Origin of the sequence: Haloarchaeobius amylolyticus, assembly GCF_042678045.1 — an archaeon.
Taxonomy (GTDB): domain Archaea; phylum Halobacteriota; class Halobacteria; order Halobacteriales; family Natrialbaceae; genus Natrinema; species Natrinema amylolyticus_A.
Map to the genome: position 1 here is coordinate 377,778 of NZ_JBHUDI010000003.1, position 26,400 is coordinate 404,177.

At 63.1% G+C, this 26,400-nt stretch carries 22 protein-coding genes and 1 tRNA gene; 11 read left to right on the forward strand and 12 right to left on the reverse strand.

The features are described 5' to 3' along the window. Window positions 1-657: a phosphoribosylanthranilate isomerase gene (locus ACFR99_RS05665; RefSeq protein WP_390285199.1), complete on the reverse strand. Its 657-nt coding sequence runs from the start codon at window positions 655-657 to the stop codon at window positions 1-3. Beyond that, complete coding sequence (trpD, locus tag ACFR99_RS05670) at window positions 654-1,670, reverse strand: anthranilate phosphoribosyltransferase (RefSeq protein ID WP_390285201.1); 1,017 nt, start codon at window positions 1,668-1,670, stop codon at window positions 654-656. Before trpD ends, ACFR99_RS05665 begins: the two co-directional genes overlap by 4 nt. Window positions 1,671-1,857: 187 nt before the next feature. On the opposite strand from trpD, the gene ACFR99_RS05675 reads away from it, so the two are divergent. From ACFR99_RS05675 to ACFR99_RS05685, 3 genes are all read left to right on the forward strand, one after another. Beyond that, window positions 1,858-1,932 (forward strand) — tRNA-Val (locus ACFR99_RS05675). Window positions 1,933-2,204: 272 nt separating this feature from the next. Continuing rightward, entirely contained in the window at window positions 2,205-3,593 is a 1,389-nt protein-coding gene (locus ACFR99_RS05680; RefSeq protein WP_390285203.1) for a selenium-binding protein SBP56-related protein, read from the forward strand. Between the two features lie 135 nt (window positions 3,594-3,728). Further along, window positions 3,729-4,487, forward strand: a complete 759-nt coding sequence (locus ACFR99_RS05685; RefSeq protein ID WP_390285205.1) for a hypothetical protein — start codon at window positions 3,729-3,731, stop codon at window positions 4,485-4,487. Window positions 4,488-4,507: 20 nt separating this feature from the next. On the opposite strand, the gene ACFR99_RS05690 is transcribed toward ACFR99_RS05685, so the two are convergent. Continuing rightward, window positions 4,508-5,581 (reverse strand): twin-arginine translocation signal domain-containing protein, encoded by a 1,074-nt coding sequence (locus ACFR99_RS05690; protein WP_390285207.1) that lies wholly within the window; start codon window positions 5,579-5,581, stop codon window positions 4,508-4,510. Between the two features lie 141 nt (window positions 5,582-5,722). On the opposite strand from ACFR99_RS05690, the gene ACFR99_RS05695 reads away from it, so the two are divergent. Together ACFR99_RS05695 and ACFR99_RS05700 are read left to right on the forward strand one after the other, a co-directional pair. Then, the gene (locus ACFR99_RS05695; RefSeq protein WP_390285209.1) at window positions 5,723-6,943 is read left to right on the forward strand and encodes an RNA-guided endonuclease InsQ/TnpB family protein; all 1,221 of its coding nucleotides are present in this window, start codon (window positions 5,723-5,725) and stop codon (window positions 6,941-6,943) included. Between the two features lie 237 nt (window positions 6,944-7,180). After that, window positions 7,181-8,089 (forward strand): AEC family transporter, encoded by a 909-nt coding sequence (locus tag ACFR99_RS05700; RefSeq protein WP_390285211.1) that lies wholly within the window; start codon window positions 7,181-7,183, stop codon window positions 8,087-8,089. A 62-nt stretch (window positions 8,090-8,151) separates the two neighbouring features. Here the strand turns inward: ACFR99_RS05700 and ACFR99_RS05705 are convergent, their stop codons facing one another. From ACFR99_RS05705 to ACFR99_RS05715, 3 genes are all read right to left on the reverse strand, one after another. Beyond that, entirely contained in the window at window positions 8,152-8,898 is a 747-nt protein-coding gene (locus ACFR99_RS05705; protein WP_390285213.1) for a hypothetical protein, read from the reverse strand. An 86-nt stretch (window positions 8,899-8,984) separates the two neighbouring features. After that, window positions 8,985-9,767: a YihY/virulence factor BrkB family protein gene (locus ACFR99_RS05710; RefSeq protein WP_390285215.1), complete on the reverse strand. Its 783-nt coding sequence runs from the start codon at window positions 9,765-9,767 to the stop codon at window positions 8,985-8,987. A gap of 129 nt (window positions 9,768-9,896) precedes the next feature. Continuing rightward, window positions 9,897-10,640 carry a CAP domain-containing protein gene (locus ACFR99_RS05715; RefSeq protein ID WP_390285217.1) on the reverse strand — a complete coding sequence of 248 codons (744 nt, stop codon included), beginning with the start codon at window positions 10,638-10,640 and terminating at the stop codon, window positions 9,897-9,899. Between the two features lie 161 nt (window positions 10,641-10,801). Between ACFR99_RS05715 and ACFR99_RS05720 the strand changes: the two genes are divergently transcribed. Beyond that, entirely contained in the window at window positions 10,802-11,524 is a 723-nt protein-coding gene (locus ACFR99_RS05720) for an SCO family protein (RefSeq protein WP_390285219.1), read from the forward strand. Between the two features lie 39 nt (window positions 11,525-11,563). On the opposite strand, the gene ACFR99_RS05725 is transcribed toward ACFR99_RS05720, so the two are convergent. Next, window positions 11,564-11,884 (reverse strand): lycopene cyclase domain-containing protein, encoded by a 321-nt coding sequence (locus tag ACFR99_RS05725; protein WP_390285221.1) that lies wholly within the window; start codon window positions 11,882-11,884, stop codon window positions 11,564-11,566. A 104-nt stretch (window positions 11,885-11,988) separates the two neighbouring features. Here ACFR99_RS05725 and ACFR99_RS05730 point away from each other — a divergent pair, with 104 nt between their 5' ends. Continuing rightward, window positions 11,989-13,146 carry a CBS domain-containing protein gene (locus ACFR99_RS05730; RefSeq protein WP_390285223.1) on the forward strand — a complete coding sequence of 386 codons (1,158 nt, stop codon included), beginning with the start codon at window positions 11,989-11,991 and terminating at the stop codon, window positions 13,144-13,146. Between the two features lie 110 nt (window positions 13,147-13,256). On the opposite strand, the gene radB is transcribed toward ACFR99_RS05730, so the two are convergent. After that, window positions 13,257-13,985, reverse strand: coding sequence for a DNA repair and recombination protein RadB (gene radB / locus ACFR99_RS05735; RefSeq protein WP_390285225.1), 729 nt, complete (start codon window positions 13,983-13,985; stop codon window positions 13,257-13,259). Window positions 13,986-14,167: 182 nt separating this feature from the next. Further along, the gene (locus ACFR99_RS05740) at window positions 14,168-15,307 is read right to left on the reverse strand and encodes a CAP domain-containing protein (RefSeq protein WP_390285227.1); all 1,140 of its coding nucleotides are present in this window, start codon (window positions 15,305-15,307) and stop codon (window positions 14,168-14,170) included. Window positions 15,308-15,658: 351 nt separating this feature from the next. Between ACFR99_RS05740 and ACFR99_RS05745 the strand changes: the two genes are divergently transcribed. Further along, window positions 15,659-16,390, forward strand: a complete 732-nt coding sequence (locus ACFR99_RS05745) for a hypothetical protein (protein WP_390285229.1) — start codon at window positions 15,659-15,661, stop codon at window positions 16,388-16,390. Between the two features lie 60 nt (window positions 16,391-16,450). On the opposite strand, the gene ACFR99_RS05750 is transcribed toward ACFR99_RS05745, so the two are convergent. After that, on the reverse strand, window positions 16,451-17,980 hold the full coding sequence (locus ACFR99_RS05750) for a hypothetical protein (RefSeq protein ID WP_390285231.1): 1,530 nt from the start codon (window positions 17,978-17,980) through the stop codon (window positions 16,451-16,453). Between the two features lie 812 nt (window positions 17,981-18,792). On the opposite strand from ACFR99_RS05750, the gene ACFR99_RS05755 reads away from it, so the two are divergent. After that, window positions 18,793-19,290 carry a hypothetical protein gene (locus ACFR99_RS05755; RefSeq protein ID WP_390285233.1) on the forward strand — a complete coding sequence of 166 codons (498 nt, stop codon included), beginning with the start codon at window positions 18,793-18,795 and terminating at the stop codon, window positions 19,288-19,290. A 314-nt stretch (window positions 19,291-19,604) separates the two neighbouring features. Next, window positions 19,605-19,907: a hypothetical protein gene (locus tag ACFR99_RS05760; RefSeq protein WP_390285235.1), complete on the forward strand. Its 303-nt coding sequence runs from the start codon at window positions 19,605-19,607 to the stop codon at window positions 19,905-19,907. A gap of 180 nt (window positions 19,908-20,087) precedes the next feature. Here the strand turns inward: ACFR99_RS05760 and larC are convergent, their stop codons facing one another. Then, the gene (gene larC / locus ACFR99_RS05765) at window positions 20,088-21,434 is read right to left on the reverse strand and encodes a nickel pincer cofactor biosynthesis protein LarC (protein ID WP_390285236.1); all 1,347 of its coding nucleotides are present in this window, start codon (window positions 21,432-21,434) and stop codon (window positions 20,088-20,090) included. Window positions 21,435-21,643: 209 nt separating this feature from the next. Here larC and ACFR99_RS05770 point away from each other — a divergent pair, with 209 nt between their 5' ends. Further along, complete coding sequence (locus tag ACFR99_RS05770) at window positions 21,644-23,875, forward strand: CDC48 family AAA ATPase (protein WP_390285238.1); 2,232 nt, start codon at window positions 21,644-21,646, stop codon at window positions 23,873-23,875. A gap of 187 nt (window positions 23,876-24,062) precedes the next feature. Here ACFR99_RS05770 and ACFR99_RS05775 read toward each other — a convergent pair whose 3' ends face one another. Next, the gene (locus ACFR99_RS05775) at window positions 24,063-26,294 is read right to left on the reverse strand and encodes an AAA family ATPase (RefSeq protein WP_390285240.1); all 2,232 of its coding nucleotides are present in this window, start codon (window positions 26,292-26,294) and stop codon (window positions 24,063-24,065) included. Between the last annotated feature and the right edge of the window lie 106 nt (window positions 26,295-26,400).

Here is a 26,400-nt window from a genome sequence, read left to right on the forward strand (position 1 = left end):
TCACGGTTCCGGCTCCGCCGGCCGGCGGGCAGTCTTTGCTCGCTCGACGAACGAGCGGACGGCGTCGACGTCTTTGACGCCGCCGCGTTTCTCGACGCCGCTTGCCACGTCGACGGCGAAGGGCTCGACGGTCCGGACCGCATCGGCGACGTTCGCAGGCGTGAGCCCGCCCGCGAGGATCAGCGGCGACTCGAGGTCCGACGCGGCTTCTCGGGTCCGGTCCCAGTCGTGGGTTCGGCCGGTCCCGCCACCGCCGTCTTCACCCGCGGTGTCGACGATGAGGCCGTCAACGATGTCATCGTAGGCTTCGGCGGATGGGACGTCGTCGGCGTCGATCGCAAGCAGGAGATCCGTGTCGATGTCTGCGCGCAGGGACGCGAGCTCGTCAGGGCTGGCACCACCGTGGAACTGGAGCGCGTCGGGGTCGACTGACTCGACCAGTTCGACCGTGTCGGCGGGATCGTCGGACATCGTGACGAGCGTGCTCGTCACGAACGGCGGCGTAGCCGCTGCAAGCGTCGTGGCCTGTTCGACCGACACTTCACGTGGCGTCTCGACCGGCACGTCACAGATGATGCCGACCGCGTCCGCGCCCGCGTCGACGGCTGCCTCGAGATCGGATTCGGTAGTGAGTCCACAGACCTTGACGCGCGTCATCGTCCCTCCGGCTGTGGCGTCACGCTGCAGAGTTGCTCGAGTTTCTGCGCCGCCGCGCCCGAGTCGATCGCCTCGTGGGCGGCGTCGGCACCGGCCTCGAGCGAATCGGCTTCGCCGGCGACGTAGATCGCCGCGCCAGCGTTGGCCAGGATGACGTCGCGTTTGGCACCGGTCACGTCGCCCTCGAGGATGCCGCGCATGTCCGCGGCGTTCTCCTCGGGAGCGCCGCCAGCGATGTCGTCGATGTCGTGCTCGTCGAGGCCGAGGTCAGCGGGCTCGAGCGCGTACTCCTCGACGGAGCTGCCGTCGACTTCGGCGGCGACGGTCTCGCCGTGGATGGCGATCTCGTCGGTGCCTGCGCCGTGGACGACCAGCGCGCGCTCGATGTCCATCCGGGAAAGCGCGTCCGCGAGGACAGGGACGAGGTCGGGATCGTAGACGCCGACGACCTGCGCGTCGGCCCCGGCAGGGTTGGTCAGCGGCCCGAGGACGTTGAAGATCGTCCGCATCCCGAGTTCCTTGCGCGGGCCGATGACGGCTTTCATCGCCGGGTGGAACACCGGTGCGAGCATGAAGCCGATGCCGTCGTCCTCGATGGCTTCCTCGACGGCCGGCGGTTCGGCCTCGACGTCGACGCCGACTTCTTCCAGGACGTCCGCGCTGCCCGACGACGAGGAGACCGAGTAGTTGCCGTGTTTGGCAACCGGGACGCCGGCTCCCGCGGCGACGATCGCACTCGTCGTCGAGACGTTGATCGTGTTGTAGTCGTCGCCACCGGTACCGCAGGTGTCGACCAGCGGCTCGCGATCCGGTGAGATCGTTCGGGCCGCATCGCGCATCCCCTCGGCGAAGCCCGCGATCTCGGCTTCCGTCTCCCCTTTCGCGCGCAATGCCGCCAACAGCGCGCCGATCTGTGCGTCGGTCGCACCGTCGAAAACGTCCGTCGAGGCGGCTCGAGCCTCTTTCTGTGTCAGATCCTGTCCCTCGGTCACTCGTTCGACGTACTCCTGCATAGTGAACACCAATGTACGTTGTTGTCTTGTAATGCTCAAATCCGTACATCAACTTAAGCGTGTCGACCAGGTGCGTGGGGTCGACTCCCGTACGGCGTCCGATTCGAAACCTTCATTTATAGGGGCGAGCAACAAACGAGTGCAGACAGGAAGCGTGGCAGTGAGGTCACGCAGACCGAAGCCAGACGGGTTGGTGGTCTAGTCTGGTTATGACACCTCCTTGACATGGAGGAGGCCGGCAGTTCAAATCTGCCCCAACCCATTTTCCTGCGAACAAGTCCGTGAGCGGTGGTTTCGTTCCGTTCGGGAAGTTACTCCTGGCAGTCGGGCACAGTGAGACCGGCGAGCGACCGCGGCGCTGATACTCACGTGGACAAACCGATTCGGCTGCACCAGCCCGAATCGGCCACAGGCGGCTCGAGTCGACGATCACTTCTCTCAACACAAGAACGTCCCACCGAAACACCTGACCGGGAAAATTGTCATTGTTTTCCACGATATTGGTTTATGTTATCACTTGGTGTAATATAGGGTATGAGCTCGCACTCAAAACACACTGGCGAGGGTCATGTCCACGAACACCACGCTGGCGCGGTGGGATACGAGACGCCACAGGCCGCCATTGAGGAGGCGACTCGAGAGTCCGTCGCCTATGTGCCGGCCCTCTACGTCGGGACGGGGATCGACGCGCCCGACATGCTGACCGTCGTCGACGTCGACCCCGACTCGTCGACCTACTGTGAGGTCATCGATCGGATCGAGATGCCCACGCCGGGCGACGAGTTACACCACTTCGGCTGGAACGCCTGCTCGTCGTCCTGCCACGTCGAGGGTGCAGAGCGACGGTACCTCGTCGTTCCCGGCAACCGCTCGTCGCGTATCCACATTATCGACACGAAAGACCGGGAAAACCCCGAACTGGTCGAAGTAATCGAACCCGAGGAAGTCTTCGAACACGACCTCTCGGCCCCGCACACGGTCCACTGCATCCCCGAGGGAAAGATCATGATCAGTATGCTGGGCAACGCCGACGGCGACCTCCCGGGCGGGTTCCTCCTCCTCAACGAGGATTTCGAGGTCGAAGGGCGGTGGGATACGCCCGGCGACATCGAAATGAACTACGACTACTGGTACCAGCCCCGCCGGAACGTGATGGTCTCGAGCGAGTGGGCCGCACCCTCGACCTACCAGCCGGGATTCGACCTCGAGGACGTTGAAGCCGGGAAGTACGGCCAGAAACTGCACTTCTGGAACTGGGAGGATCAGACGGTCGAACAGACGATCGACCTCGGCGAGGAGGGGATGATCCCGCTCGAGGTACGCTTCCTTCACACCCCCGAATCGGACCACGCCTACGTCGGTGCCGCGCTCTCGTCGAACATGTTCCACCTGTACAGAGACGGCGACGAGTGGCACGCGGACAACGTCATCGACGTGGAGCCCCGCGAACACGAGGACTGGGACATGCCCGTTCCCGGCCTGATCACGGACCTCCTGGTCTCGATGGACGACCGCTACCTGTTCTTCGCGAACTGGCTCCACGGCGAGGTCCGCATGTACGACATCTCCGATCCGTCGAACCCACGACTGGCCGACACGATCTCCGTGGGCGGACTCTTCAGTGACCGCCAGGAGGTCCAGGGTCGGGCGATCAATGCCGGGCCGCAGATGCTCCAGCTCTCGCTCGACGGCGAGCGCCTGTACTTCACGACGTCGCTGTACTCGACGTGGGACGACCAGTTCTTCCCCGAGGAAGGCGAGCAGGGCTCGGTGATGCTGAAAGCCGACGTGAATCCCCGCAGGGGGACGATGACCCTCGACGAGGAGTTCCTCGTCGACTTCGGGACGCTGCCGGAGGGGCCGGCACGCGCCCACGAGATCCGCTGGCCCGACGGCGACTGCACGAGCGACGTCTGGATGTAGGAACGACGATCGAAGGCACCCCCTCGAGAGGACGACTGCTCGCGGGGGTAGGAGGCGGTCCGCCGGCGGCGCGTGGGCCGATCGAAACGGTGACGAGACAATGGACGTTCACTCAACGAAAACCGGTGAGAGACGATGCGGGTGAGCCAGGCGACCGCGACCGTACTCATCACGCTCGCAGTCTGGCCTATAGCCGTCAGCGCACACGGGGATGGCGTAGAGACAGCAGCGGCAGGAGGTCACGAGCCAGCGATACCGTTCGTGGTCGCGATCGGGTTCTCGGCGCTACTCGGCGTCGCAGTCGGCCTCGGGTCCGTCTCTCACTACAGAGTCGACCCTGCCGTCACGGACGTCCACGATGCGACGACGCGACGCGAGGTGACGGTCCTGGTGATCGTACTCGGACTCGCAGCGTTGCTGTCGGGGCTCACTCAACAGTGGCTCCTGGCGATCGAGGGCGGGCTGCTCGGCGGAGCAGTTGCCTGGATCGCGCGAACACACGGTGTGTCTCCCCACGCCGGCTGTGCGGACGCGGCACTCGGCGCGATACTGACCCACCGCGTCGTCGAAGGGGTCCTCGTCGCGGGCATCTACGCGACGAACGCCTCGTTCGGACTGGTCGCGCTCGCCGTCCTGACGGTACACGCACTCGCCGAGACGGTCGCCGTCGGCGGACTGTATGCGCCGGTCAGCCGCAGTTGGGGCGTCGCGAGCGTCCTCGCGGTCCAGTTCGGCTTCGTCGCCGGTGCCGTCGGTGGGGGCGTTCTCATCGCAAGCCTCACACCACCGGTCGCCACGCTCCTCCTTGCGGGCGTCGGGGGAGCCCTCCTTGTGACCGGAACGACCGAGTTCCGCGTGTCGGCGGTGGGGCGACAGCATCGTCTCGAGGCGTGACGTCGAACGCGTTGCGAGCGTCAGTCGAGTGATTCCCAGGTCGCGGAGGCGGTCACGCGACCGTCCTCGATTTCGACCGAACTCTCGGCGGCCGACGAGCCAAGCGAGTCCTCGAGCGCGCTCGCGTCCCCGTCACCGAGGATCGCCGCGAACTTGCCGCTTGCCTGCGACCCAGTGTCGTCGAACGTGAGCGAACTGACGCCGCCGTCAACGCCCTCGAGTTCGCTGTATTCCATGTTGAATTCGTCCTGGGTTTCGCTGCCGATGTCGGAGACGTCGTCACCGCTCTCGTCGTCGCTTTCGGAGGGTGACTCGAACGTCTCGCCGTAGCCGCCGAGCACGAGGTGACCGTGTCCCGCCGTCGAGACGAGCCACTCGAGGTCGTCGCTCTCCGCTGTCGCCCGCTCCGTCTCACCTGCAGCAGCCTCGATCGGGGTCCGAATCGCGTCGACCGGCTCGGTGATGTCGTCACCACTGGTAAAGACGAGCGCGCTGTCGCTGACGGCGATCGCCTCGCTGCCCTCCTCGTCCACCGGCGTGTAGACGTCGTAGTCGTCGATTTCGTCGGTCTGCTCGTACTGTTTGGAAAGCGAGAAGCCCTCCGGCTCGGCTGTCAGGATCCCGTCGACTTCCTCGGTGTCGATCTCCCCAGTCAGGACGATGGCCTCGTTCGTCGAGAGCATCGCGTCGCTTTTGGAGGACAGATCTTCGCTTTCGTCAGTCTCAGTTCCCGACTGGCTGTAGTTGACCATCCCCGAGAGCCCGTACGCGCTGAGGCCGAACCCGACGACGAAGGCCGCTGCCATCATGCCGGTCAGCGGAAGCCCGAGCATCGGGTCCGACTGTGAGTCAGTGGTGGCGTTGGTGGTACTTTGGTTTCCGGACTCGAGGTTCGAGAGGTGGTTCCAGTCGACGTAAATGTAACTGAGCGAGCCGTTACTGTCGGTGGTGAGCCAGCGGTGGTAGCCGGGTAAGTCGATGCCATTGCCGTTTCCATTCCCGTTCCCTGCTTCGTTTGATCCGAGACAGCCGGCGACACCGGTCGCCATCGATGCGCCCGCAGCTTTCAGAACGTTCCGACGGTTGAGATTCATCAGAGGTCGAGGCGGATACCCCGAGGCTTGACCTCGGGGAGGAAGCCGACACTTGGGAAACAAACCACGCCTTACAGCACGGCTAACTCCCCACACTGCCAAACACCACCTATTAAATAGTTCTATAGCTTCTAATGAAGTATGGCGGAGGTGATCAGGAACATCCAAGTCAAACTCAACATCCCCGAGTCACGACACTCGGATGTTGACCAGACATTCGAGGAGTTCCGCCAAGCCGCCCAACACGTCGCAGACTACGGGTGGAGCGACGACCCAGACCACCTCGTCAAAGCCAAGAACAAGCTCCACGAAGCCACGTACACCGAAGTCCGCGAGCAAATCAACCTCCAATCCAGCCTCGTCCAATCTGCAAGAAACCTCGCCGCCACGGCTCTCGGGAACTGCCACGACTTGCTCGAAGACGACAAGAACACGAGCAAACCGGAGTTCCGAGGCACCGTCATCGTGTACAACGGACGCACCATCACGTACAACGACGACCACGTGACACTCGCCACTACAGGCGACCGCGTGACAGCCGAGTACGTCCTGCCACACGACGACGAGGATACGCCGTTCGAGGGGTACTGGAACGAGGATGACTGGGAGAAAAAAGAGGCCACACTCCACAAGCGTGACGGCGAATACTACCTCCACGTTGCCGTTGAGAAGGAAGTTGAACCTGTTTCTATCGACGAGCAGACCGGGAACGGAGTGGTTCTCGGCGTAGACCTCAACGTGGACGGCTACCTCGCTGTCACCAGCACGGGAGCGTTTCTCGGCAACGCGGACGAACTCAATCACAAGCGCGACGAGTACGAACGCCGCCGTGGAAACCTGCAACGGACGGGAACTCGCTCGGCACACCTCACCATCCAATCAATCGGCGACAGGTTTGCCGAGTGGAGCCGTCACCGCTTGCACGACGTGTCGAACGGTATCGTTCGAGAGGCCGTTGAGAACGACTGTACGCACATCGCGTTCGAGCGGTTGACATACATTTGGACGCGAATCTCGAACGCCTCGAAGTTCCAGCAGTGGGCGTTCAGAGAAGTCCAACGGCAAGTCACATACAAGGCCGAAGAACACGGCATCGAAGTCGAAACCGTCGCACCGCAGTATACGTCCCAGCGGTGCAGTCACGGCGATTGTGGGTTCACCCACGAGGATAACCGCGATGGCGACGAGTTCGAGTGCTTGAAGTGTGGAAAAGAGTTGCACGCAGATTACAACGCTGCGCGGAACGTGGCGTGGCGTCTCGTCCAGAACTGGCTCAAGTCTGGTTCTGGACGGGCCACCAGTCAACTGGCCCTGAAGTCAGGAACCGTGAACGCGAACGGCGATTTCACCGCCTCCGCCTAAGTGCGGCAGAGCGGGAGTTCACTAACAAGCCTCGGGGCTTGACCCCGAGGCAGTTGACGATAGCGAACGATACGTATACCTCCTGAAGAACGTTTCTGATCGACGCCGTGTTATCGGGGTATGACGAATGTTTCGCGATGATATCGAGAGACAAGACGAAATTGGGTGGTGTGAAACCGCCACACACGGCGATGTGCGACCGAACGGTACAAACCCCCGAATCAACTGGACCTTGACATGGAAGTCGTCGGTCGGCTGCTGGCGCTGCTCGCGGTGTTACTGGTCGGTGCTGGACTGCGGACGACCGGCATCCTTGATCGCCGTCGGACCGAACTGCTGAACGCCTTCGCATACTACGTCGCGTTGCCGGCGCTGATCTTCGTCTCTACCTACAATCGAGCCATTGGTGAACTCCTCTCGCCAGCACTGCTGGGTGGTCTTCTCTTCGTGCTGTTCGCGACCGTGGGACTCGCCGCGCTCGTCCACCGCAACCGCGACTCGAGTGCACGCCGCAGCGTCGCGATCGTCCAGTCGTACCACTCGAATCTGGGCTATCTCGGCTTACCGCTGGTCGCGGCGACGTTCGACGCGTCGGTGACGGCGATCGCAAGCGTCGTATTGGGCGTCGTGACGCTGACGCAGATGCCGCTGACGATCCTCGTTCTCTCGACGCTGAACGGGGCCGATGTCTCGCTCGCGCGGGAGCTCCGCGGGCTCGCGACCAACCCCGTGCTTGCGACGCTGGTCGGCGGACTCGCCGTCGGCTCGCTCGGAATCTCGGTTCCGTCGACCGCTGCGAGCGGGCTCGATGCGGTCGGTTCGCTGGCGTTGCCCGTCGCGTTGCTCTGTGTGGGTGCATCCCTGCAGGTCGATCCCGGCGACATCGATCTCGGAGCGACAGCCGCCGTCGTCACGCTCAAAATCGGGCTGATGCCGGTGCTCGCGTGGGTCGTCTTCTCGACGCTGGCCGTCGACGCGGCGACGTTCACTGCCACCGTGGTGATGTTCGGGACGCCGACGGCCGTCTCGACGTTCGTCTTCGCGAACGAACTCGGCGGCGACCGGGAGTTCGCATCGCTGAACGTGTTCCTCACGACGCTACTCTCGATCGCGACGCTGTTCGTGCTCATCACGCTAGTCGGCTGAGCGAACGAGCTGTCTCGAGCAACGCGACCTCGAACGGTGGATCGCTGCGCAGCAGCGTCGTACTACCGCGAGAAGAAGTTCTTGATCCTACCGAGCAATCCAGGCGCGTCGTTGCTCTCATCGCCATCGTCGCTCGCGTCAGACGCTCCGTCGCGGTCGACCGAGCCGGCCAGTGGGCCGGCATCGTCGGGCACGTCAGCATCGCCATCGGTGCCGCCAGCACCCGCCTCCGACGTCTCGAGGTCGTCCAGCGAGAGGTCGACATCGTCGATCTCGGGGGTCGACTCGCGGCCCTCGCCGGCCTCGGCGGCCCGGACGTCCGCGCCGGTGACGGCTCCCTCCTCGATGCGGGCGGCCAGGTCCTCGAGCGAAGCGTCGTCGGGAAGCGACGAGGCGGCGGCATCGACCGTCGTCGCGTCGTTCGCGGTCGTGTCCGGCTCGGATGGAGCGTCGGTGTCGTCAGTGTCGTTGGTCGCGTCTGCGTCCGACTCGCTGTCAGCAGCTGTTCGGTCGGCCGTCGCAGTCTCGGTGACCGATCCGGCATCTGGCTGACTCGCGTCGTCAGTCGTCTCGGCGGCTGCCGGAACGTCGTCCTCGTCGAAGGTGGCCGTGACGGCGTCAGACTCGTCCGTCGTGACGGTCGTGTCGCTCGAGTCCGCTGACTTGGATTTCGTCTCGTCGAGCGACGCGAGAATGTCGTCGACGCTCTCCTCGGAGACGACACGCTGGGGGCCACCACTCGGCTTGAGGCTGTCTCCCGACTCGGCATCGTCGGCCCCGTCCGGATCGGCTGCACGCTCGTCGCTCATGATGGCAGTCTGGCGCTGCCGAGGACATAACTGTTCCCCTGTTACGACAGTCCGGATTCCGAGACGGACCGCGGCTCGAGCGGGAGCTACTCCGCGAGCGGGGGGTGTGCCCGGACGACGTTGAGGACGGCACCGACGAGGATGATGATCCCGGCGAAGTAGAGCCAGGTGACGAACAGGAGAACGACGCCAACGGCACCGTAGGCCTCGTACTGGGCCGCGTTCGCGGCGTAGAGCTGAAACCCGAACTGCAGGATCGTCCAGCCGACGGCGGCGAAAACGGCGCCGGGCAGGATCTCGCGGATGTCGACCGGAATCGGCGGCAGGACGTAGTAGATCGGCAGGAAGACGAAGACGAGCCCGACCAGCAACGTGAGCCAGCTCAGAGCACCGACGAACGGAACCGTATCGGAAACGATTCGGAGCAACGTCCCGATCCCGATCATCAACACGAGCGCGCCTGCGCCGGCGACGATGACCGTGAGTCCGTCCTTGATCTGGTCGACCATCGAGTCCTCGGCTACCTCGTCGTAGACCTTGTCGAACGCCAGACTCAGCCCGCGAAAGACCTTGAGTGCACCCCACGTGGCGACGACGAGTGCGACGATCGTCGCCTCGGTGCGCCCGGATTCGGTAGTCAGGGCGTCGGTCACGAGTTCCTCGCCCGCTGCCGGGAGGAAGTCGCCGGCGGCGGTGATCAACCGCTCGGCTGCCTGCTCACCGCCGAGCAGCGATCCGACGACGAGCGCGAGCAAAATCAGCGGGATGAGCGACACGAACGCGTAATATGCGAAGCCGGCCGCGAGAAATGTCAGATCGCGGTCGCTCGCCGTCCGATAGATCGCGGTGAGCGTCTCGGGAACCTCCATAGGGAACGTACGACGGTGTGGACCATGAACCTGTAAGTCGTTCGCACTCTCTGTACTACAGTTAGTACCGGGGTTTTCGCTGCGATCGTCAGCGATCGTGATTGTCGAGTCGGAGAACGGACCCCACGATCACCACTCCTGGCAGAAGTTCTGCCCCGCGTAGACCGCCCCGTCGTCGGTGATGTAGACGCCGACGCCGGCCCGGTCCCAGCTGGGTGTGCGACCCTCCTCGAGGATGGCCTGCCGGTGGGACGTGGAGTTCATCCACTGGTTGACCAGCCCGGTCGCGAGTCCTTCGGCAGTTTGGTGACGAACGATGCCGTCACCGCTGGCGCTGCTGACGCGGCGGTCGAGCCACGTCTGGGCGATGTTCTCGCCGTATCCGCGGCAGTAGTCGCCGACGTCCTGGAACCGATCGGCGGGCGCTTCGTCGTCCGGGTTTCGGTGGGCGAAGTAGTCACGGCGAGCCATATCGGCACTGTGTGCGCGTGCGACGGACGCGACTGTCCCGTCCCACTCGAGGGGCTCGAGGCCATGAGCAGCTCGTCGGTCGTTGATCTCGGCGTGGACGAAGTCCTCGACGGTCGTCGAGCGAACGACCTCCACATCGCTCTCGTAACTCGAGGCGTTTGGGTCGTCGGGATCGACGACGGCGGGATTTCGCTCGCCGGCCGGAGGTGGCTCGGGGCTGGGCGAGGGCTGGTCTTCGAACCCGAGGCCGTCGATGAGCTGAGGTGCAAAGAGGGCGGTTCCGAGCGCGAGCGAACAGACGAGGACGACGGCGACGAGAAGATTTACGAGTCCCCGCACCAGTGCGCGGTCGGTACCGCCGTCCGCGTCCGATGCTCCAGTCGCGGGTCGCCGGCGATCCATCGAATCCACAGTTGGCCCGTGGATACAAGAGAACCGTGACCACTCACAGCGGCTGAGACATCCACAGCGGTTGATAGAACGCCCGTCCACTCGCTCGAGGAGCCAGTTTCGAGGGGTATACCAGATGATGCTTTAGGCCGAGGCTGCAACCATCGATATCGATGCGCAAACGGACACTGCTTGCGTCAGTTGGCTCCGGCGTCGCACTGAGCCTGAGTGGGTGTATGGGCATGCTGGGCAACGGCGACAGCGAGTCGAACGGGAACACGTATCTCGACGCGAAAGAGTGGGAGGGAGTCGATGATCCGTCCAATCTCCCGTTCCCGACGCATGGCGAGGCGCTCCCGTCGGCGACCCTGCCGGCACCGTTGCGAGACGGTTCCGAGTTCTCGATGCCCGGCGACTTCGAGACGGATCTGCTCGTGACGTTCATCTACACGACCTGCATGACGATGTGTCCGCGCCTGACCGCCCTCATGGCACAAGCACAGGATTACGCACGCGAGGAAGGATACAGCGATCAGGTGTCGTTCGTCGAGACGACGTTCGACCCCGAACGGGACGACGCCGACGCCTTCCGGGAATGGGCCGACAAACACCGGGTCGAGATGGACGATGATAACTGGTACTTCCTGCGGCCCGAGACCGAGGACCGCGCCAGGGAGGTCGTCCAGGACGAGTACGGCGTACATTTCATCAAAACGGAGCCGGAGGACATGGACGCCTACATGTTCGATCACACGGGTGTGATCCTCCTTGCCAACAGGGATGGATACGTCGAACGCGCATACAAACTTCAGGCCGAACAGAATCCCGAGTCGCCACGAGTGACCAGGCAAGAGATCAACGATGATCTGGCGACGCTTCGCGAGCAGGAAGGCTGATTCCCGCAGCGAGCGTTTGTAGCTGCCCTATGTGCTCTCTCACCCGGAGCGGCTGTTTTCCGTCCTGTCGCCGAAGATCGTCTCGTGGACCCCGACGACGAGTCCGGGGACGACCGCCATGAACAGGTGTTCCTCGAGTGGGATACCGGCGACGTCGATGCCAGTCCTGAGTTTGATGTCGAAGACGCCGACGGCGAGGGTGTACCGGTCCCAGACGTAGGCGATCGGGTACAGCGCGAGGATCGTCACCGCTGCCTTCCGGAGCGCGTTCGCACGGTGTAACAGGAGGGCGGCAACGGTTCCCCACACGAGCTCCGTGACGAGGTAGGTGTACCGGCCGAAGACGCTGATGTCGAGCATCGGCTGCAATTCAACGGCAGCTATAAAAACCCCTGGGCTGGATCCACCCGGACAAAACGGGCAGTATCTTAAATACGTGGGGGGCAGTACATCAGGACAGAAGGATGAATATCGCTGATATCGCCACTACGGAGTTTATCGAAGTCGACGCTGGCACGCGCATGGGGAAGGTCCGTTCACAGTTCGAGAACGGCAACCCCAAGGGAATTATTGTCACGAACGACGGGGAGTACGAGGGCGTCATCAGCGAACGGGAAGTCCTCCAGTCCCACGTCGAGGACGACGCCAAGGTGTCGGCGCTCACCAAACCCAGCCGGAGCACGCCGTCACCCAAGGTCGACCGGCAGGAGGACGTCCGCGAGACCGCACGCGTCCTCGTCGAGAGCAACGCGAAGGTCGCACCAGTCTTCGAACACGGCGAGCTCTGGGGAGTCATCAGCAACGACGACATCCTCGAGGCGGTCCTGGACAACCTCGATGCACTCACCGTCGAGGACATCTACACCGACGATCCGGTCACGCTCCGTGAGGACGACGGGATCGGCAAGGCAATCAACCTGCTCCGCGAGCACGGCATCTCCCGGCTGCCGATTCTCAACGAGAACGGCTACCTCTCCGGCGTCGTGACGACGCACGACATCGCCGACTTCGTCATCCGCAAGAGCGACACGACGACGACTGGCGACCGGGTCGGCGACAGCCAGCGGATGCTCGACGTTCCCGTCTACGACATCATGAACAGTCCCGTCGAGACGACGACGCTCGACGCCACCGCCAAGGAGGCCGCCGAAGCGATGCTCGAGGACGATTACGCGGGCCTGATGGTCACGCCGGCGGACGACGACCGCGTCGTCATCGGCATCATCACCAAAACGGACATCCTGCGCGCGCTGACGTTCACCGAAGAAGAGCACATGGACGTCCAGATCACCAATATCTCGATGCTCGACACCATCACCCGGGAGTCGATCGTCCAGAGCATCGAGGACGTCTCGGACAAGTACGCCGACATGCAGGTGATGCATGCCCACGTTCGCTTCCACGAACACAACGAGAAGCTCCGTGGCACCCCGCTCGTGCAGTCGCAGATCCGCCTGCGCACCAACAAAGGCCAGGTCGCCGGCACCGGCGAAGGCTACGGCGCTGAAAACGCCTTCCGGGTCGCACTCGACAAACTCGAGCGCAACGTCTTAGAGCTCAAGGGCGTCACCAGCGACGAGGAATACCGCGGCCAGCTCCTGCGGAAGCTCAACGAGATCTAGACCGGTCGCGCGCTCGGACGAAGATTTGGTGTTTTTGCCCTTGGACGATGGCGAACAGCGGGTTCCACAGAATTATAGCAGTTACTCGAAGGTGATCGAACGCCTGCCGCTCAGGGACGGCCCATTTCGTCAGCACCCTCGAGCCCAGTTTCCGTAATCCGGAACTGGACCGTTTCCCCGGCGGGTTTCGAGCGATGCTTCTCGAGCGTCGCCCGTCGATTGCCGCCACGGAAGCGCTCGAGGCGAACGACGGCACCAGTCCAGTGCTCCAAGGTGTTGCCGCCCAGTCCACGAGTGCGATCCGAGTCGGGATCGGTGAAGACCTGATTCGTCAGGACGACCGCGAGATCGTGTTTCCGCGCCAGCGAGAGCAGGTGCGTCACCTGCCGGGTGACGCTGCGCAACGCCTCGCCCTCGTCGCCATCGGCGGTACGCTCGAGCCGGTAGAACCCGGTCGCGCTGTCCAGGACGATCAGGTCGGCGCGCTCGGCGAACTCCTCGGCGTCGCGGACGGCCTCGGCTTGCTCCTCAAAGTCCAGCGCGTCCTCGATGACGATCCGTGAGGCGACCGCTTCGATATCGCTCTCGTCGGCTCGAGACGGCCGGCCGTCGACGGTCGCCTCGAGCAACTGCTGGAACCGGTCGACGGAGACGCCTTCGGTATCGATGTAGACGACGGTCCCGCCGTCCACGGCCGTTTCGACGGCCGCCGACAGCGAGAGGTTCGTCTTCCCGGCAGCTGGCGGGCCGTACAACTGCGTGACAGTCCCGCGTTCGAACCCCCCACCAAGCAACTCGTCGACCGGGCCACAGCCGGTCGAAATCGCCTCGTCGGTCACGGTTCGAGTTGGCTGGCTGTGAGGAAAAAGGCCCCGGAACGCTGGCGATCGGTATCGGCCGTTTCGCATGGTCGGCAGCCGACAGGAAGGTAATCGGTCACACGTGCCGCCCTGTGGACTGCTTGCGGGACGGTCGCAACCACGACACGTGAGCGAAAAATACTGCGACGTGCAGAAGAGAGTTAGCAGAAGTTCTGCGTCGCGTACACTTTGCCGTCGTCAGTGACGTAGACGCCGATGCCCTCGTTTTCCCACTGCGGTGCGAGGAGGTTCTCCCTGTGTCCATCCGAGTTCATCCACTGGGAGACGACCGCGTTCGCGAGTTCGGTTTCAGTGGTGTACGTGTCCGTTCCGCCGTCGGTTCGCACGGGCGTGTCGTACCACGTCTGCGCGATGTTCTCGCCACCGGTGTAGTACGTGTTACCGCTGCCATCGACACGGCACGTGTATCCGGCGTCGGCGTACCGATCAGCGAAATTGTCGCCTTCAGGGCTCGTGTGTGAGAAGTAATCCCGCTCGGCCATGTCCCGGCTGTGGTCCCGTGCGATGTCACGGAGTTCCGTATCGAACGCCAGTTCGTTCAGGCCACGCGCGGTCCGTTCGTCGTTGACGGCCTCGTGGATCCCACGCTCGACAGCGGCGCGATCGAAGCCGTCAGTCGTCTCGTCAGTTGTGGTCTCGGTCTGATCGCCGTCCTGGTCGTCCGTTGTGGAGTCTCCGTCGGTTTCGTCGACAGACTCGGACTCGTCAGTCTGACTCGAGTCAGTCGTGTTGTCGGCTGGCTGGTCGGTCGTCTCGTCCGCGTCGCCAGTATCGGAACTGGAGTCGGTGTCGGCCGAATCGTCGTCACTGTCGGTCTCCGTCTCGTCACTGTCTGACGAGTCGTCAGTCGGCCCTTCGTCCATCTCCGTCGTCTCGTCGCTGTCATCCGCGGGCTCGTCGCTCTCGTCCGTCCCCGTCTCGGTGTCGTCGTCCTCGTCGGGCGCATCCGACCCCGTCTCCGACGGTTCGTCACTGTCGACAGTGCCCGAGTCGTTATCAGTACAGTCAGAGAGGCTATCAGGCACTGAGAGCCCGTATTCGGTGAAAATACTGGTCAACTGCAGCTCGAACTGGGAACAGGTGTCGACCTGTTCCTGCTGCGACAGCGTCGTTACGGTGTTGCTACTCGTCGTCGCATAGTTTGTCGTCGAGACCTCGTTTTCGATCGTGTTCGTTGCCGTGGCGGATGGCGCAGCCGCTGCAACCCCCGTCCCGGCCATACTCACCACGAGTATCGCGGCGATGGTGAGCGTGATACCGAGTCGTGCTAGTCTACTCATCAGCACGTAAAACCAGAAAATAACGGTCAATGAACTGTCTCCTGAATCTGTACAGTCTTTACGTCTGAACTCAGATCGTGGTACAGATACTGCCGGACAGCTATTTGTGAATCCGCCACACGAGGTGTGTTATCACGGGGGTCGGCAGGCGTCGGGGTGAAATCGAGTAGTCACGGACTACTGTCCAGCAGTACTATACTCTCTCTGTGTCGTCCACTGCCGTCGAGAGCGGACAGCTGCCCCGTTATCGCCCCGGAGACACCCAGCTACGACGATATTTGTGTGCCCAGCGTCCGGGCCCGGCACGGGCGTTCGTATACGTTTATTCGGGATGGTGTCGAAGCCAATCCCGTGATCGTCGTCGCCACGTCAGACTTCGAGGTGTACCACGGCGTCGTCACCGAGCTCCGCGAGCGGGGGACGACGTTTACGACCGTCGAGCCCGACGCGGAGCTGCCGGACCACACCGACGTGATCGTCACCGGTGCCGACCACGCCGACGACTTCGAGGACGTGCCGACGATCGTCGCCGACCCCGACGACCCCCGGCGGGCCGTCGACCAGGCGCTGGCCGCGGTCCGCGGTGACGGTGGCCGAACGGTCATCGGCGTCGATCCCGGCCGCAAACCCGGGATCGCCGTCCTCACCGGGGAGACGGTCGTCGCCGCCTTCCAGGTACCACTCGGCGACGCCGTCGACGTCATCCAGCGCGAGGCCGCCGAGGCACCCGCACCGATCGTCCGGATCGGCGACGGCTCCCGGCTCGAGGGGGCGACACTCGTCACCGACCTCGAGGGCGTGCAGGTCGAACTCGTCGACGAGACGGGGACGACCCCCTATCTCGGCACGGGCGCGCGCGGGATGGGTGACGTGCTGGCGGCAGTGAATATCGCGCGGCTCGAGGGAGAGGTCGTCGATGCGCGCGATATCGAGCCGACGGAGGGCGAGTTACAGGTGATCAAGGACCGCTCGCGCGAGCAAAGCGAGGAGAATCGAGCGATCGACGAGGTACTGGCCCGTCGGGTCGCTGCCGGCGAGTTGACGATCGACGAGGCGCTCGCTGAGCATCGGGACGACGAGTAACGAGAAAAGAATCGAATTTCAGTTACGCCGGTCGAAAGCCGACCGCGCGGTGGAATTCGGTTACGAGTCGGCCCAGATGTTCGTCGCAGCAACGGACGTGAACTGGACGTTCTCGTTTTCTTGGAGGCTCACCTGTGCTGCGTTAGCACTGCCGTCGTCTTCGGCCACTGCCACGGAGGAGTGTTCGTTGAAGTTCTCCTGGGTTACAAACTGCTGTTGCTCGATCGCAACGTTCGAACCCTGACTAATGTCGTTTTTGTGGTGTGCGCTGGTGTCGTAGTCGTACGAGATTCCGGGGTCTTCGTCGACATCGTCGCCGCCGATCGTCGCGGTCGTACTCTTGGTCTGGGTAGCGCTGTCGGTAGCGTAGCCCGGACTGGCGTAGACGTTGAGCGCCTCAGCGTAGCCGATCTGTGCGTTGAGGTTCTTCTGATCGGCGATCTGGAAGGCAGTCGCTTCGCTGCCGTTGACCGCGACAGCCATCGCGGTGTTGTTCAGGTTGACGTTGAGTTGCTCGACGGACTGGTTCTGCGCGACCGCTGCAGTCGCCGTTTGGCCCTCGTCCTCGGTGTCGTCACCTTTTTTGTGTTTGTCTTTTTGCTTCGGGCTGTTGGTGTCGGCGACGTCGCTGTCACCGATCTCCGCGACGTTCATTCCGGACATCGACGAGATGACGTTCGTGGCTTCTGCGACCCCGGTTTGCTGGTTGAAGTTGGACTGATCCGTGAGCTGCATCGCCGTCGCGCTGCTGTTTTCGCCGACGGCGATGGCGACGGCAGCGACGTCTTGGTTAACGTTGTCCTGACTGACATTCTGGCCCTGTGCGACGAATGATGTCGCCGACTGCGTTTCGTCGTCTTTCTTGCCTTTCTTGTGGTCGTCGTACTCGCCGAACTCTCCGTCACCGAGATAAGAGTTGGAAGCGTTGGCCGCCCCTTGCTGTATGTTCTGGTTGGCCTGTTTGGTCTGTTGGAAGGCAGTCGCCGTACTGTCGTTGACGGCGAGCGCGAAGGCGGTGCTTTCCTTGTTGTAGTTGAGCTGGGCGACGTGCTGTCCTTGAGCCACCATCGCGGTCGCGGTCTGGGAATCGCTCGTCTCACCGTCCTCGTCGGCGATTCCCCAGCCACTGAACTGCTGGCCGCCGTCGCTTCCGTTCGCCATGACGAGGTGGACGTCACCGACCTCTTCGAAGTCCGTCGTGCGAGAGTCGGATCTCCGGTTCTCGGCGGAGGCCTCGCCTTGCTGGACGTTCATATTCTGTTGGTCGACGTCCTGGACGGCCGTCGCGGTGCCGTTGTCGATCCCGATGGAGACGGCGGCACCCCGTTCGTTAACGTTGACCTGCCTGACATCCTGGTACGAGACGACGTCGGCGACCGCCTCCTGCTGATCGGCGGTTTCCGGATTCTCCGCGACGTGTTCCTCGATGAACTCATCGAGGCTCTGGTCGCCGAGATCGGCACCGAAGACCAGATAGAGGTCTTCGCCATCCTCAAGTGTGTGTACTTGACCGTCCTGTTGTCCGTCCTGTGCATCCTGATCGCCGCCGGCGGCTACCGGTGCCACCCCGACCATCGAGATGGTGACCATGATAGCGACGAAAACTGCTGTAATTCGTGATCGTTCGTACATTTTGTTGATCGTGGATCGTGTCAAATGACCCGTGAGGGTCTGGTATTGCTGAATCTCTGCGATGCAAACCGATCTCTCTCGGATACAGTCTTTGTTATCAATTCGTTATGGGTGAGAAGGAGGGTGCTACCGAAACAGAGAGCAATTAAAGAATCTGAGCGAGCAAGCCTGTGGCGGAAGTGCCATATTTCCGAAGCGTTTCGTCCTGTTTCAGCCGTCAGAAGCAGAACGAGCGCAGAAAAGAGAAACTCAGCTATGTTATAATGACAGCCTGTGACGTCCGCAGACGAAAGATATAGTCTTTTTCTATATACTATCGGAAGGGGACCGTTCCATATGCGCTATTTCGAAGACGGCGTAGCGTTAATATGCCAATCAATACAATCATATTGCCGATCCTATGATAGTTATGTCACTAGCTAGCTCCTGATCACTGCAAATGATTATGTCAATGATAGTACCTACGTGCGTTTTCCGTTCGCTATTTCAATGCTAATCTCGCATAGCGTCTGAAACCGTGATTCGGCTTAATACGGGATATTCGCAACAGGGTCATCTGGGCAACGCGCTATGGTATCCGCTCGGATCAGTCGGACGAGTCGCGAGGAGACTACAGGCAGCCGGTCGGGAGACGAGACAGTTCCGGAGGTCCGCGCGTATGCCCGCCCGCGGTAAGAAATCCAACGAAGAGATCGTTGGAAGACTCAACTATGAAACGGACACTCACAGCAACGATTACAGTTGCATTGGCTCTCGGTATGCTCCTCTCGATGGGAGTGGGAGGAGTAGCAGCAGGAGCAGATAATGGACACGACGGTCATGACGGTGCCATTCAGGTCAATTATGCCGATTCGACAACCACCGCTGACGCGTCCAGCGGCGACATTGTCGTCGTAGGCGGTAGCGGCGGTGACGGCGGTACCGCAGGTGACGCAGTCGCTGTGACCGGTAGCGGCGGTGACGGCGGTGACGGCGGTGACGGCGGTGACGCAGCAGTTGAAGACGATGATAACGGGGAAGAAAATAATAACGAACCTGAGGCTGAAAGGATAGTCCCCCCGCCATTCCAGGATGATGCTGCCGGTGCTGTCGGCGGCGAAGGCGGTGACGGCGGCGACGGCGGCGACGCTGGCGACATCAACGACGAAGTCGAAGGCGGTGACGCCGAGGGCGGTGACGGCGGCAACGCCGACAACTCCGGTGACACCGGTGACGGTGGAACGGCCACCAGTCTGAGCGACATCCAGCAGAACAACTACAACTGGTAAGACACGGCGCACCCTACTAGAGTCGATTGCCAGTTCTTTTTTGTAGATCAGTCCGACGTACTTGCCGACCAGCAGACTTGGAAGTTGCTTCCTTCAAATAAGCAGACATCTTGCACACTCACCAAGGACCGTCCACTCAGTTTCGATAGCAGCGGATACTGGGATGACGGAGACCGTTCTCAAGGAGGGCATCGGCATGGAATCCGTGTTACGACGACGCTACCGACAAAACCGTGTCGCACGTTCATAACTGCCCGAATGCTTCGACAGCCTATGAGGGGGCTGGATGGGAAGACTGCCCCTCGGAACGACATATGATTCGAACGATCGCAATTCTACTGATCGCACTGGTCGCGTTGCTGCTCGCGTTCGGGAGCGTCACGAACGGCGTTATCGGCATTGGAGGCGAGGACAGCGTCGCCATCCAAGACGGCGGTTCGGACGGGGACACCGTCTCAGTCTCCGGTGAAGACGGCGAAGACGGTGCAGACGGGGACACCGTCTCGGTCACCGGTGAAGACGGCGAAGACGGAACGTCTGACTCAGCGGCCGGTGAGGATGATGACGACAGCGAGGACAGAGACTGCAGTCAGAGTGACGATGGTAACAGATCCTGAACCGGTGCCGCAGCTTCTGACTCGGATACGGACACTGACCAATCCGCGAGATAGACCACGAGTGACTGACCCACGAAATTAATCGATAACCCCGGCCGTGACGGTCGCACAGGAATCTACTGAAAGCTTCAGCGATTCCGCAGTCACTGCCAAGTAACTCGAGATTGGTCCGTCCAATTTTCAGTGACTCGAGGACCGATCCCCCACTGCTTCACGCTCGGCTCGCTGTAGAACGTTTCGGATCGGAACACCCGTCTCTCGAGCCACCCGCTTTGCGTCGTCGTACTCCGCGCTCACGTCATATACCACACCCTCCACGTCACTCGCGATTTTCACAGAAATCTCGTACTCCTCGCCGTCGATCTCGAGCGTTACCGTCTCGAACTCCCGATTCGCGATCCACCGATGTGTCGCACCCGCATCTCGAACCCCCAGCGTGCCCGTCTCCTCGGCCAATTTTCGAGCAACCCGCTCCCGATCTTCGGGCTTGCAGATGACCTTCACGAGGTGGCCGGGCCGGGACTTCTTCATCGTCGCCGGCAGAATCGAAGTGTCCCGCGCGCCCGCGTCCGCGAGCGTCTCCTGGAGGCCACCCAGCACCTCGGGCGTCGCGTCGTCGAGGTTGGTCTCGAGGACGGCGATGTCGTCTTCGACTAACTCTCCCCGGCCGCTGCCGTCGCCGACCAGCACCCGGAGTACGTTCGGGTGTGGATCGAGGTCGTAGCCACCCGCGCCGTAGCCAGATTTCTCGAGCGAGAGCGTCGGCAGCGTCTCGATACCGTCGGCGATGTAGCCCAGAATCGCCGCGCCGGTGGGCGTGAGCAACTCCGCGTCGACCGGCCCGCCGCGCAGCGACCAGTCGGCCTGCTCGGCGATTTCGACGACCGCCGGCGTCGGAACGGGGTACTCGCCGTGGCTCATCGACACCGTGCCGCCGCCGGTCGCAAGCGGCGTGGTCACCACGCGCTCTGGCTCGAGGTCGTGGACCAGTGCGGCGGCCCCGACCACGTCCGCGATCGCGTCGTCGGCCCCGACCTCGTGGAAGTGAATCGACTCGAGGTCCTCGCCGTGGACGCCCGCTTCGGCCTCGCCGAGGAGTTCGAATATCGCGAGCGCGTCGCGTTCGACCGCCGGCTCGAGATCCATGTCGGCGACGATCTCGCAGACCTCGCGATAGCTGCGGTGGGGGCCGTGTCCCTCGGCGTGAACGCCGTCGTGATCATGGGTGTGGCTGTGGCTCTGTTCGTGGTCGTGGTGATCGTCGTGGTCGTGATCGTGACTCGAGTCACTGTGGTCGTGGTCCGACTCCACGTGGTTGTGTCCGTCGTGCGGGTCGTCGTCCATCAGGAGCACGTCGACCGACGTCGCGGCGATGCCGCTTTTGTCGACGGTACCGTTCCGATACTCGACCTCGAGGGCGTCGGTGACGGGCTCTAAGACGTCGGAGTCGGCGCCGGCGTCGAGGAGGGCGGCGAGGATCATGTCGCCGCTCGCCCCCATCCGGCCATCGAAAGCGAGAACGCGCATGTCTATGATCCGGATGGCGAACGAGAAAAACCCATCTCTCCGGGGGTTCGGCGGGCTGTCGGTAGGGCCAAAACCCACCGATGCCGGTACATCTTTGTAGCGTCCGGTCCCAAGTACCTATGGTAAAGACTAGCACATAGATGTGGGGTAACACAAAACCTATCCGATCACGTATCGGAGTCATTGACATCGCCGTCCATCCCTAAACCATGAACGAAGTCCAACTTGAGGTCGCGAAGGCGTACCCGAACGATTCGGGTCGTGGTATCGCCCGACTCGACCCGGACACGCTGTTGCATCTGAAGCTCAGTCCGGGCGACATCATCGAAATCGAAGGTGCGGACACCACCGCCGCGAAGGTCTGGCGTGCAGACCGGCAGGACTGGAACACCGATACCGTCCGTATCGACGGGTTCACCCGCCAGAACGCCGACGTCGGCATCGGTGAGCGCGTGACGATCCGCAAAGCCGAGGCGACGAAAGCCGACAAGCTGACGCTTGCGCCGCCGGAAGAGGCATCGGTCCAGTTCGGCTCCGACGCCGCCGGCATGGTGAAACGCCAGATCCTAAAGCGGCCGGTCGTCGGTCGCGACATCGTCCCCGTCATGAGCTCGACGAACCACCCGTTCATGCGCTCGCCGGGGCAGGCGATCCCGTTGATCGCCGTCGAAACGGAACCCGAGGGCGTCGTCCTCATCACCGAGGACACCGACGTCGAACTCCGCGAGGAACCGATCTCGGGCTTCGAGAAGACCGGCGGCGGGATCACCTACGAGGACATCGGTGGCCTGCAAAACGAGATCCAGCGGGTCCGGGAGATGGTCGAACTCCCGATGAAACACCCGCAAATCTTCAAGAAACTCGGCATCGAGCCGCCACAGGGCGTGCTCCTCCACGGCCCACCGGGTACCGGGAAGACCTTACTCGCCAAGGCCGTCGCCAACGAGACCTCCGCCAGTTTCTTCTCTATCGCGGGGCCGGAGATCATCTCGAAGTACTACGGCGAGTCCGAACAGCAACTCCGGGAGATCTTCGAGGACGCCACCGAGGAGTCACCCTCGATTATCTTCATCGACGAACTCGACTCCATTGCGCCCAAACGTGAGGACGTCACCGGCGAGGTCGAACGCCGTGTCGTCGCTCAGTTGCTGACGATGATGGACGGCCTCGAGTCACGCGGCCAGGTCATCGTCATCGCGGCGACCAACCGCGTCGACAGCGTCGACCCCGCCCTGCGCCGCCCTGGTCGGTTCGACCGCGAGATCGAGATCGGCGTCCCCGACGAGACGGGCCGCGAAGAGATACTCCAGATTCACACGCGCGGCATGCCGCTGTCGGACGACGTCAGCCTCGGTCACCTTGCCGACGAGACCCACGGCTTCGTCGGGGCCGACATCGAGAGCCTGACCAAGGAAGCCGCGATGAAAGCGCTGCGCCGGTACCTCCCGGAGATCGATCTCGACGAGGAGGACATCCCGCCGAGTCTCATCGACCGGATGATCGTCAAACGCGAGGACTTCCGCGGCGCATTGAACGAGGTCGAACCCTCGGCGATGCGGGAAGTGCTGGTCGAACTCCCCAAAATCTCGTGGGACGACGTGGGCGGCCTCCACGACGCCAAAGACCAGGTCAAAGAGTCCGTCGAGTGGCCGCTCTCGACTCCCGAGCGGTTCGACCGGCTGGGAATCGATCCACCGGCCGGTGTCCTGCTGTACGGGCCACCGGGGACCGGCAAGACCCTGATGGCCAAGGCAGTCGCCAACGAGACCAACGCGAACTTCATCTCGGTGCGCGGCCCGCAACTCCTCTCGAAGTGGGTCGGCGAGTCGGAGAAGGCGATCCGGCAGACCTTCCGCAAGGCGCGGCAGGTCTCGCCGACGGTGATCTTCTTCGACGAACTCGACGCGCTCGCGCCGGGCCGGGGCGGTGAGACCGGCTCGAACGTCTCCGAACGCGTCGTCAACCAGCTGCTGACCGAGCTCGACGGCTTAGAGGAGATGGGCAACGTCATGGTCATCGGCGCGACCAACCGGCCGGACATGATCGACCCTGCACTGCTGCGCTCGGGTCGGTTCGACCGCCTCGTTATGATCGGCGAACCCGACGTCGACGGCCGCGAACGCATCCTCGAGATCCATACCGAGGACACGCCCCTGGCCGCCGACGTCACGCTGCGCGAGATCGCCGAGATCACGGACGGCTACGTCGGCAGCGACCTCGAGTCGATCGCCCGCGAAGCCGCCATCGAGGCCCTGCGCGAGGACGATGAGGCCGACATCGTCGAGATGCGCCACTTCCGGCAGGCCATGGAGAACGTCCGGCCGACGATCACCGACGAGATCCTCGAGTACTACGAACAGATCGAAGAGGAGTTCCGCGGCGGCACGGCCGGTGGCCCCGACCCAACTGGCCGGCGCGGCAGCCGCATCGGCTTCCAATAACCTCGGTCTCGCGACCCCCGTTTTCCACTGTTCTGTACCCGACTTCGTTCGCCGTCCTTGCGTGACATAAGCGCAGCCGATCAGATCACGCAGACCTCCGGCAGCGCTCGAGTCAGACCGTCGGTCGTCAGTATCGATGTCCCCGCGATCGTCGTGCGGTGACGCTGAGACCCAGTGGCCGTCTCACCTACAGTCGATCAGTTGATTCTCGAGCTGCCTCGAAGTGACGGCGCTCGATGCGGACCGTCGACGCCTGCTCGTTGGCCGTCTCGGGATCGTGCTCGCTTGCGACCTCGCGGATCGCCCGCATCGAGGCGTCCCTGACCAGCGCCTCGAGGTCGGCACCGGTGTATCCCTCGAGGTCGGCTGCGAGGGCAGCGATATCGACGTCGTCGGCGAGGGGTTTGCCCTGGGTGTGGACCACGAGGATCTGCTCGCGCGCTTCCAGGTCTGGTTCGCCGACGAAGACGTGCGTGTCGAGTCGGCCCGGCCGGAGCAGCGCTGGGTCGATCCCGTCTTTGCGATTGGTCGCGGCCAGCACGACGAGATTGGGGTTTTCGCGCATCCCGTCGAGTTCGGTCAGCAGTTGCGAGACGACGCGTTCGGTGACTTCGTGGCCCTCGCCTCGAGCGGCCGTGATCGCATCGATCTCGTCGAAGAAGACGATCGACGGGGCCGCCTGGCGGGCGCGCTCGAACACCTTGCGGATCGCCTTTTCGCTCTCGCCGACGTAGCGGTCGATGATCTCGGGGCCGTCGACGCGAACGAAGTTGACGTCGGTTTCACCTGCTAACGCGCGCGCAAGCAGTGTCTTTCCGGTGCCTGGCGGGCCATACAGCAAGACGCCAGAGGGCGGGTCGGTGTTGGTCTCCTCGAAGAGTCTGTCGTAGGTCAGCGGCCACTCGACGGATTCCCGGAGCGTCCGTTTTGCGTCCTCAAGCCCGCCGACGTCCGAAAAATCCGTCGTCGGTGACTCGGCGACGTATTCGCGCATCGCCGACGGTTCGACGGACGCCAGCGCGGCGTCGAAGTGGGCTTTCCGTACTGTCGGGTTCCGATTCCACTCGTGGCGTTCGGCGTCGTCTACCGGTCGATCGCGGATGGCAGCCATCGCGGCCTCGCTCGCGACGGCATCGAGATCGGCTCCGACGAAGCCATGGGTCCGGCGAGCGATCGCGTCGATGTCGACGTCGTCGGCAAGCGGCATGCCGCGGGTGTGGACCTCGAGGATCTCTCGGCGACCGGCCTCGTCGGGGACACCGATCCCGATCTCACGATCGAAGCGCCCGCCACGCCGGAGCGCGGGATCGATTGCGTCGACCCGGTTGGTCGCACCGATGACGATCACCTCGCCACGGGCGTCGAGCCCGTCCATCAGGGTGAGCAACTGGCCGACGATCCGGTTTTCGGCGTCGCTCTCGTCGTCGCGGGTGCCGGCGATCGAATCGATCTCGTCGAAGAAGATGATCGTCGGTGCCTCCTCGCGGGCACGCTCGAAGGTTCGCCGGAGCTGTTCTTCCGACTCGCCTTTGTACTTCGACATGATCTCTGGGCCCGAGATCGTCTCGAAGCGGGCGTCGACCTCGTTGGCCACCGCGCGGGCGATCAACGTCTTGCCCGTGCCCGGCGGGCCGTGCAGCAAGACGCCAGAGGGGGGCTCGACGCCGAGGCGTCTGAACAATTCGGGCTCCGACAGCGGGAGTTCGATCATCTCGCGGACTAACTCGAGTTCCTCGTCTAAGCCGCCGATGTCCTCGTAGGTGACCCCGGAACTCGTGGGAGGCGCATCGGCGTCGCCGTCACCGGTGGATGTCGTCGCTGCCCCCGGTCCCGTCGCGTCGCTCGCGTCGGGGCGACGGCTGGCAGTCTCAGATTCTCGCGAGTCAGTAGCGGGTGCGCTCGAGCCGGTGTCGACGATCCGGACCGTCGTCTCCCGCGTGATCCGCACGTCGCCGTCGGGATCCGTGTCGGTGACTTTGAACGGCTGTTGATCGATACCTTCGATTCGGACCTGTTCGCCGGCACGAACCGGTCGATTGCGGAGTTTCTCCGCCGCGCCGGTTTCTGCGGCTCGCTGTTGATTCTCGGCGAGTCCTGGCGGCGCGATCAGCGTGACGCGGTCGGCATCGGTGATCGTCGATTTGTCCTTCGCGCGTACGGTCACGGTGTCGCCGACGTGAACGCCGGCGTTGGCTCTCGTGTCTCCGTCGATCTGAACGGCGTCGTCCGGAACGGACGGGTCTGCAGGCCACATCTTGGCGACCGTCGTCGATTCGCCGTCGATCACGACGGCGTCGCCACTCAGAATGCCGAGCTGTCGCCGTACCGGTTCGGGAATCCGTGCGACACCCCGGCCTGCGTCCCCCTTCTCGGCAGCGCGTACCGACAGCGTCACGCCGTCTCCCTCCGACGAACTCATGGTCGTTCCTTTCGGGCCTGTCACCTTGAGAATTGTCCCCGTGAGAGTCGCGGACGCCACCGAACACAGGCTTCTCGAGGCCCTCATATTCAGTAGGGCCGGTCGG

What these genes read in the sequence shown, in the direction of transcription:
- ACFR99_RS05665 (WP_390285199.1), bottom strand. Translation starts at nt 657, where the DNA reads ATGACGCGCGTCAAGGTCTGTGGACTCACTACCGAATCCGATCTCGAG.
- trpD (WP_390285201.1), bottom strand. Translation starts at nt 1,670, where the DNA reads ATGCAGGAGTACGTCGAACGAGTGACCGAGGGACAGGATCTGACACAG.
- ACFR99_RS05680 (WP_390285203.1), top strand. Translation starts at nt 2,205, where the DNA reads ATGAGCTCGCACTCAAAACACACTGGCGAGGGTCATGTCCACGAACAC.
- ACFR99_RS05685 (WP_390285205.1), top strand. Translation starts at nt 3,729, where the DNA reads ATGCGGGTGAGCCAGGCGACCGCGACCGTACTCATCACGCTCGCAGTC.
- ACFR99_RS05690 (WP_390285207.1), bottom strand. Translation starts at nt 5,581, where the DNA reads ATGAATCTCAACCGTCGGAACGTTCTGAAAGCTGCGGGCGCATCGATG.
- ACFR99_RS05695 (WP_390285209.1), top strand. Translation starts at nt 5,723, where the DNA reads ATGGCGGAGGTGATCAGGAACATCCAAGTCAAACTCAACATCCCCGAG.
- ACFR99_RS05700 (WP_390285211.1), top strand. Translation starts at nt 7,181, where the DNA reads ATGGAAGTCGTCGGTCGGCTGCTGGCGCTGCTCGCGGTGTTACTGGTC.
- ACFR99_RS05705 (WP_390285213.1), bottom strand. Translation starts at nt 8,898, where the DNA reads ATGAGCGACGAGCGTGCAGCCGATCCGGACGGGGCCGACGATGCCGAG.
- ACFR99_RS05710 (WP_390285215.1), bottom strand. Translation starts at nt 9,767, where the DNA reads ATGGAGGTTCCCGAGACGCTCACCGCGATCTATCGGACGGCGAGCGAC.
- ACFR99_RS05715 (WP_390285217.1), bottom strand. Translation starts at nt 10,640, where the DNA reads ATGGATCGCCGGCGACCCGCGACTGGAGCATCGGACGCGGACGGCGGT.
- ACFR99_RS05720 (WP_390285219.1), top strand. Translation starts at nt 10,802, where the DNA reads ATGCGCAAACGGACACTGCTTGCGTCAGTTGGCTCCGGCGTCGCACTG.
- ACFR99_RS05725 (WP_390285221.1), bottom strand. Translation starts at nt 11,884, where the DNA reads ATGCTCGACATCAGCGTCTTCGGCCGGTACACCTACCTCGTCACGGAG.
- ACFR99_RS05730 (WP_390285223.1), top strand. Translation starts at nt 11,989, where the DNA reads ATGAATATCGCTGATATCGCCACTACGGAGTTTATCGAAGTCGACGCT.
- ACFR99_RS05740 (WP_390285227.1), bottom strand. Translation starts at nt 15,307, where the DNA reads ATGAGTAGACTAGCACGACTCGGTATCACGCTCACCATCGCCGCGATA.
- ACFR99_RS05750 (WP_390285231.1), bottom strand. Translation starts at nt 17,980, where the DNA reads ATGGTCACCATCTCGATGGTCGGGGTGGCACCGGTAGCCGCCGGCGGC.
- ACFR99_RS05755 (WP_390285233.1), top strand. Translation starts at nt 18,793, where the DNA reads ATGGGAGTGGGAGGAGTAGCAGCAGGAGCAGATAATGGACACGACGGT.
- ACFR99_RS05760 (WP_390285235.1), top strand. Translation starts at nt 19,605, where the DNA reads ATGATTCGAACGATCGCAATTCTACTGATCGCACTGGTCGCGTTGCTG.
- larC (WP_390285236.1), bottom strand. Translation starts at nt 21,434, where the DNA reads ATGCGCGTTCTCGCTTTCGATGGCCGGATGGGGGCGAGCGGCGACATG.
- ACFR99_RS05770 (WP_390285238.1), top strand. Translation starts at nt 21,644, where the DNA reads ATGAACGAAGTCCAACTTGAGGTCGCGAAGGCGTACCCGAACGATTCG.
- ACFR99_RS05775 (WP_390285240.1), bottom strand. Translation starts at nt 26,294, where the DNA reads ATGAGTTCGTCGGAGGGAGACGGCGTGACGCTGTCGGTACGCGCTGCC.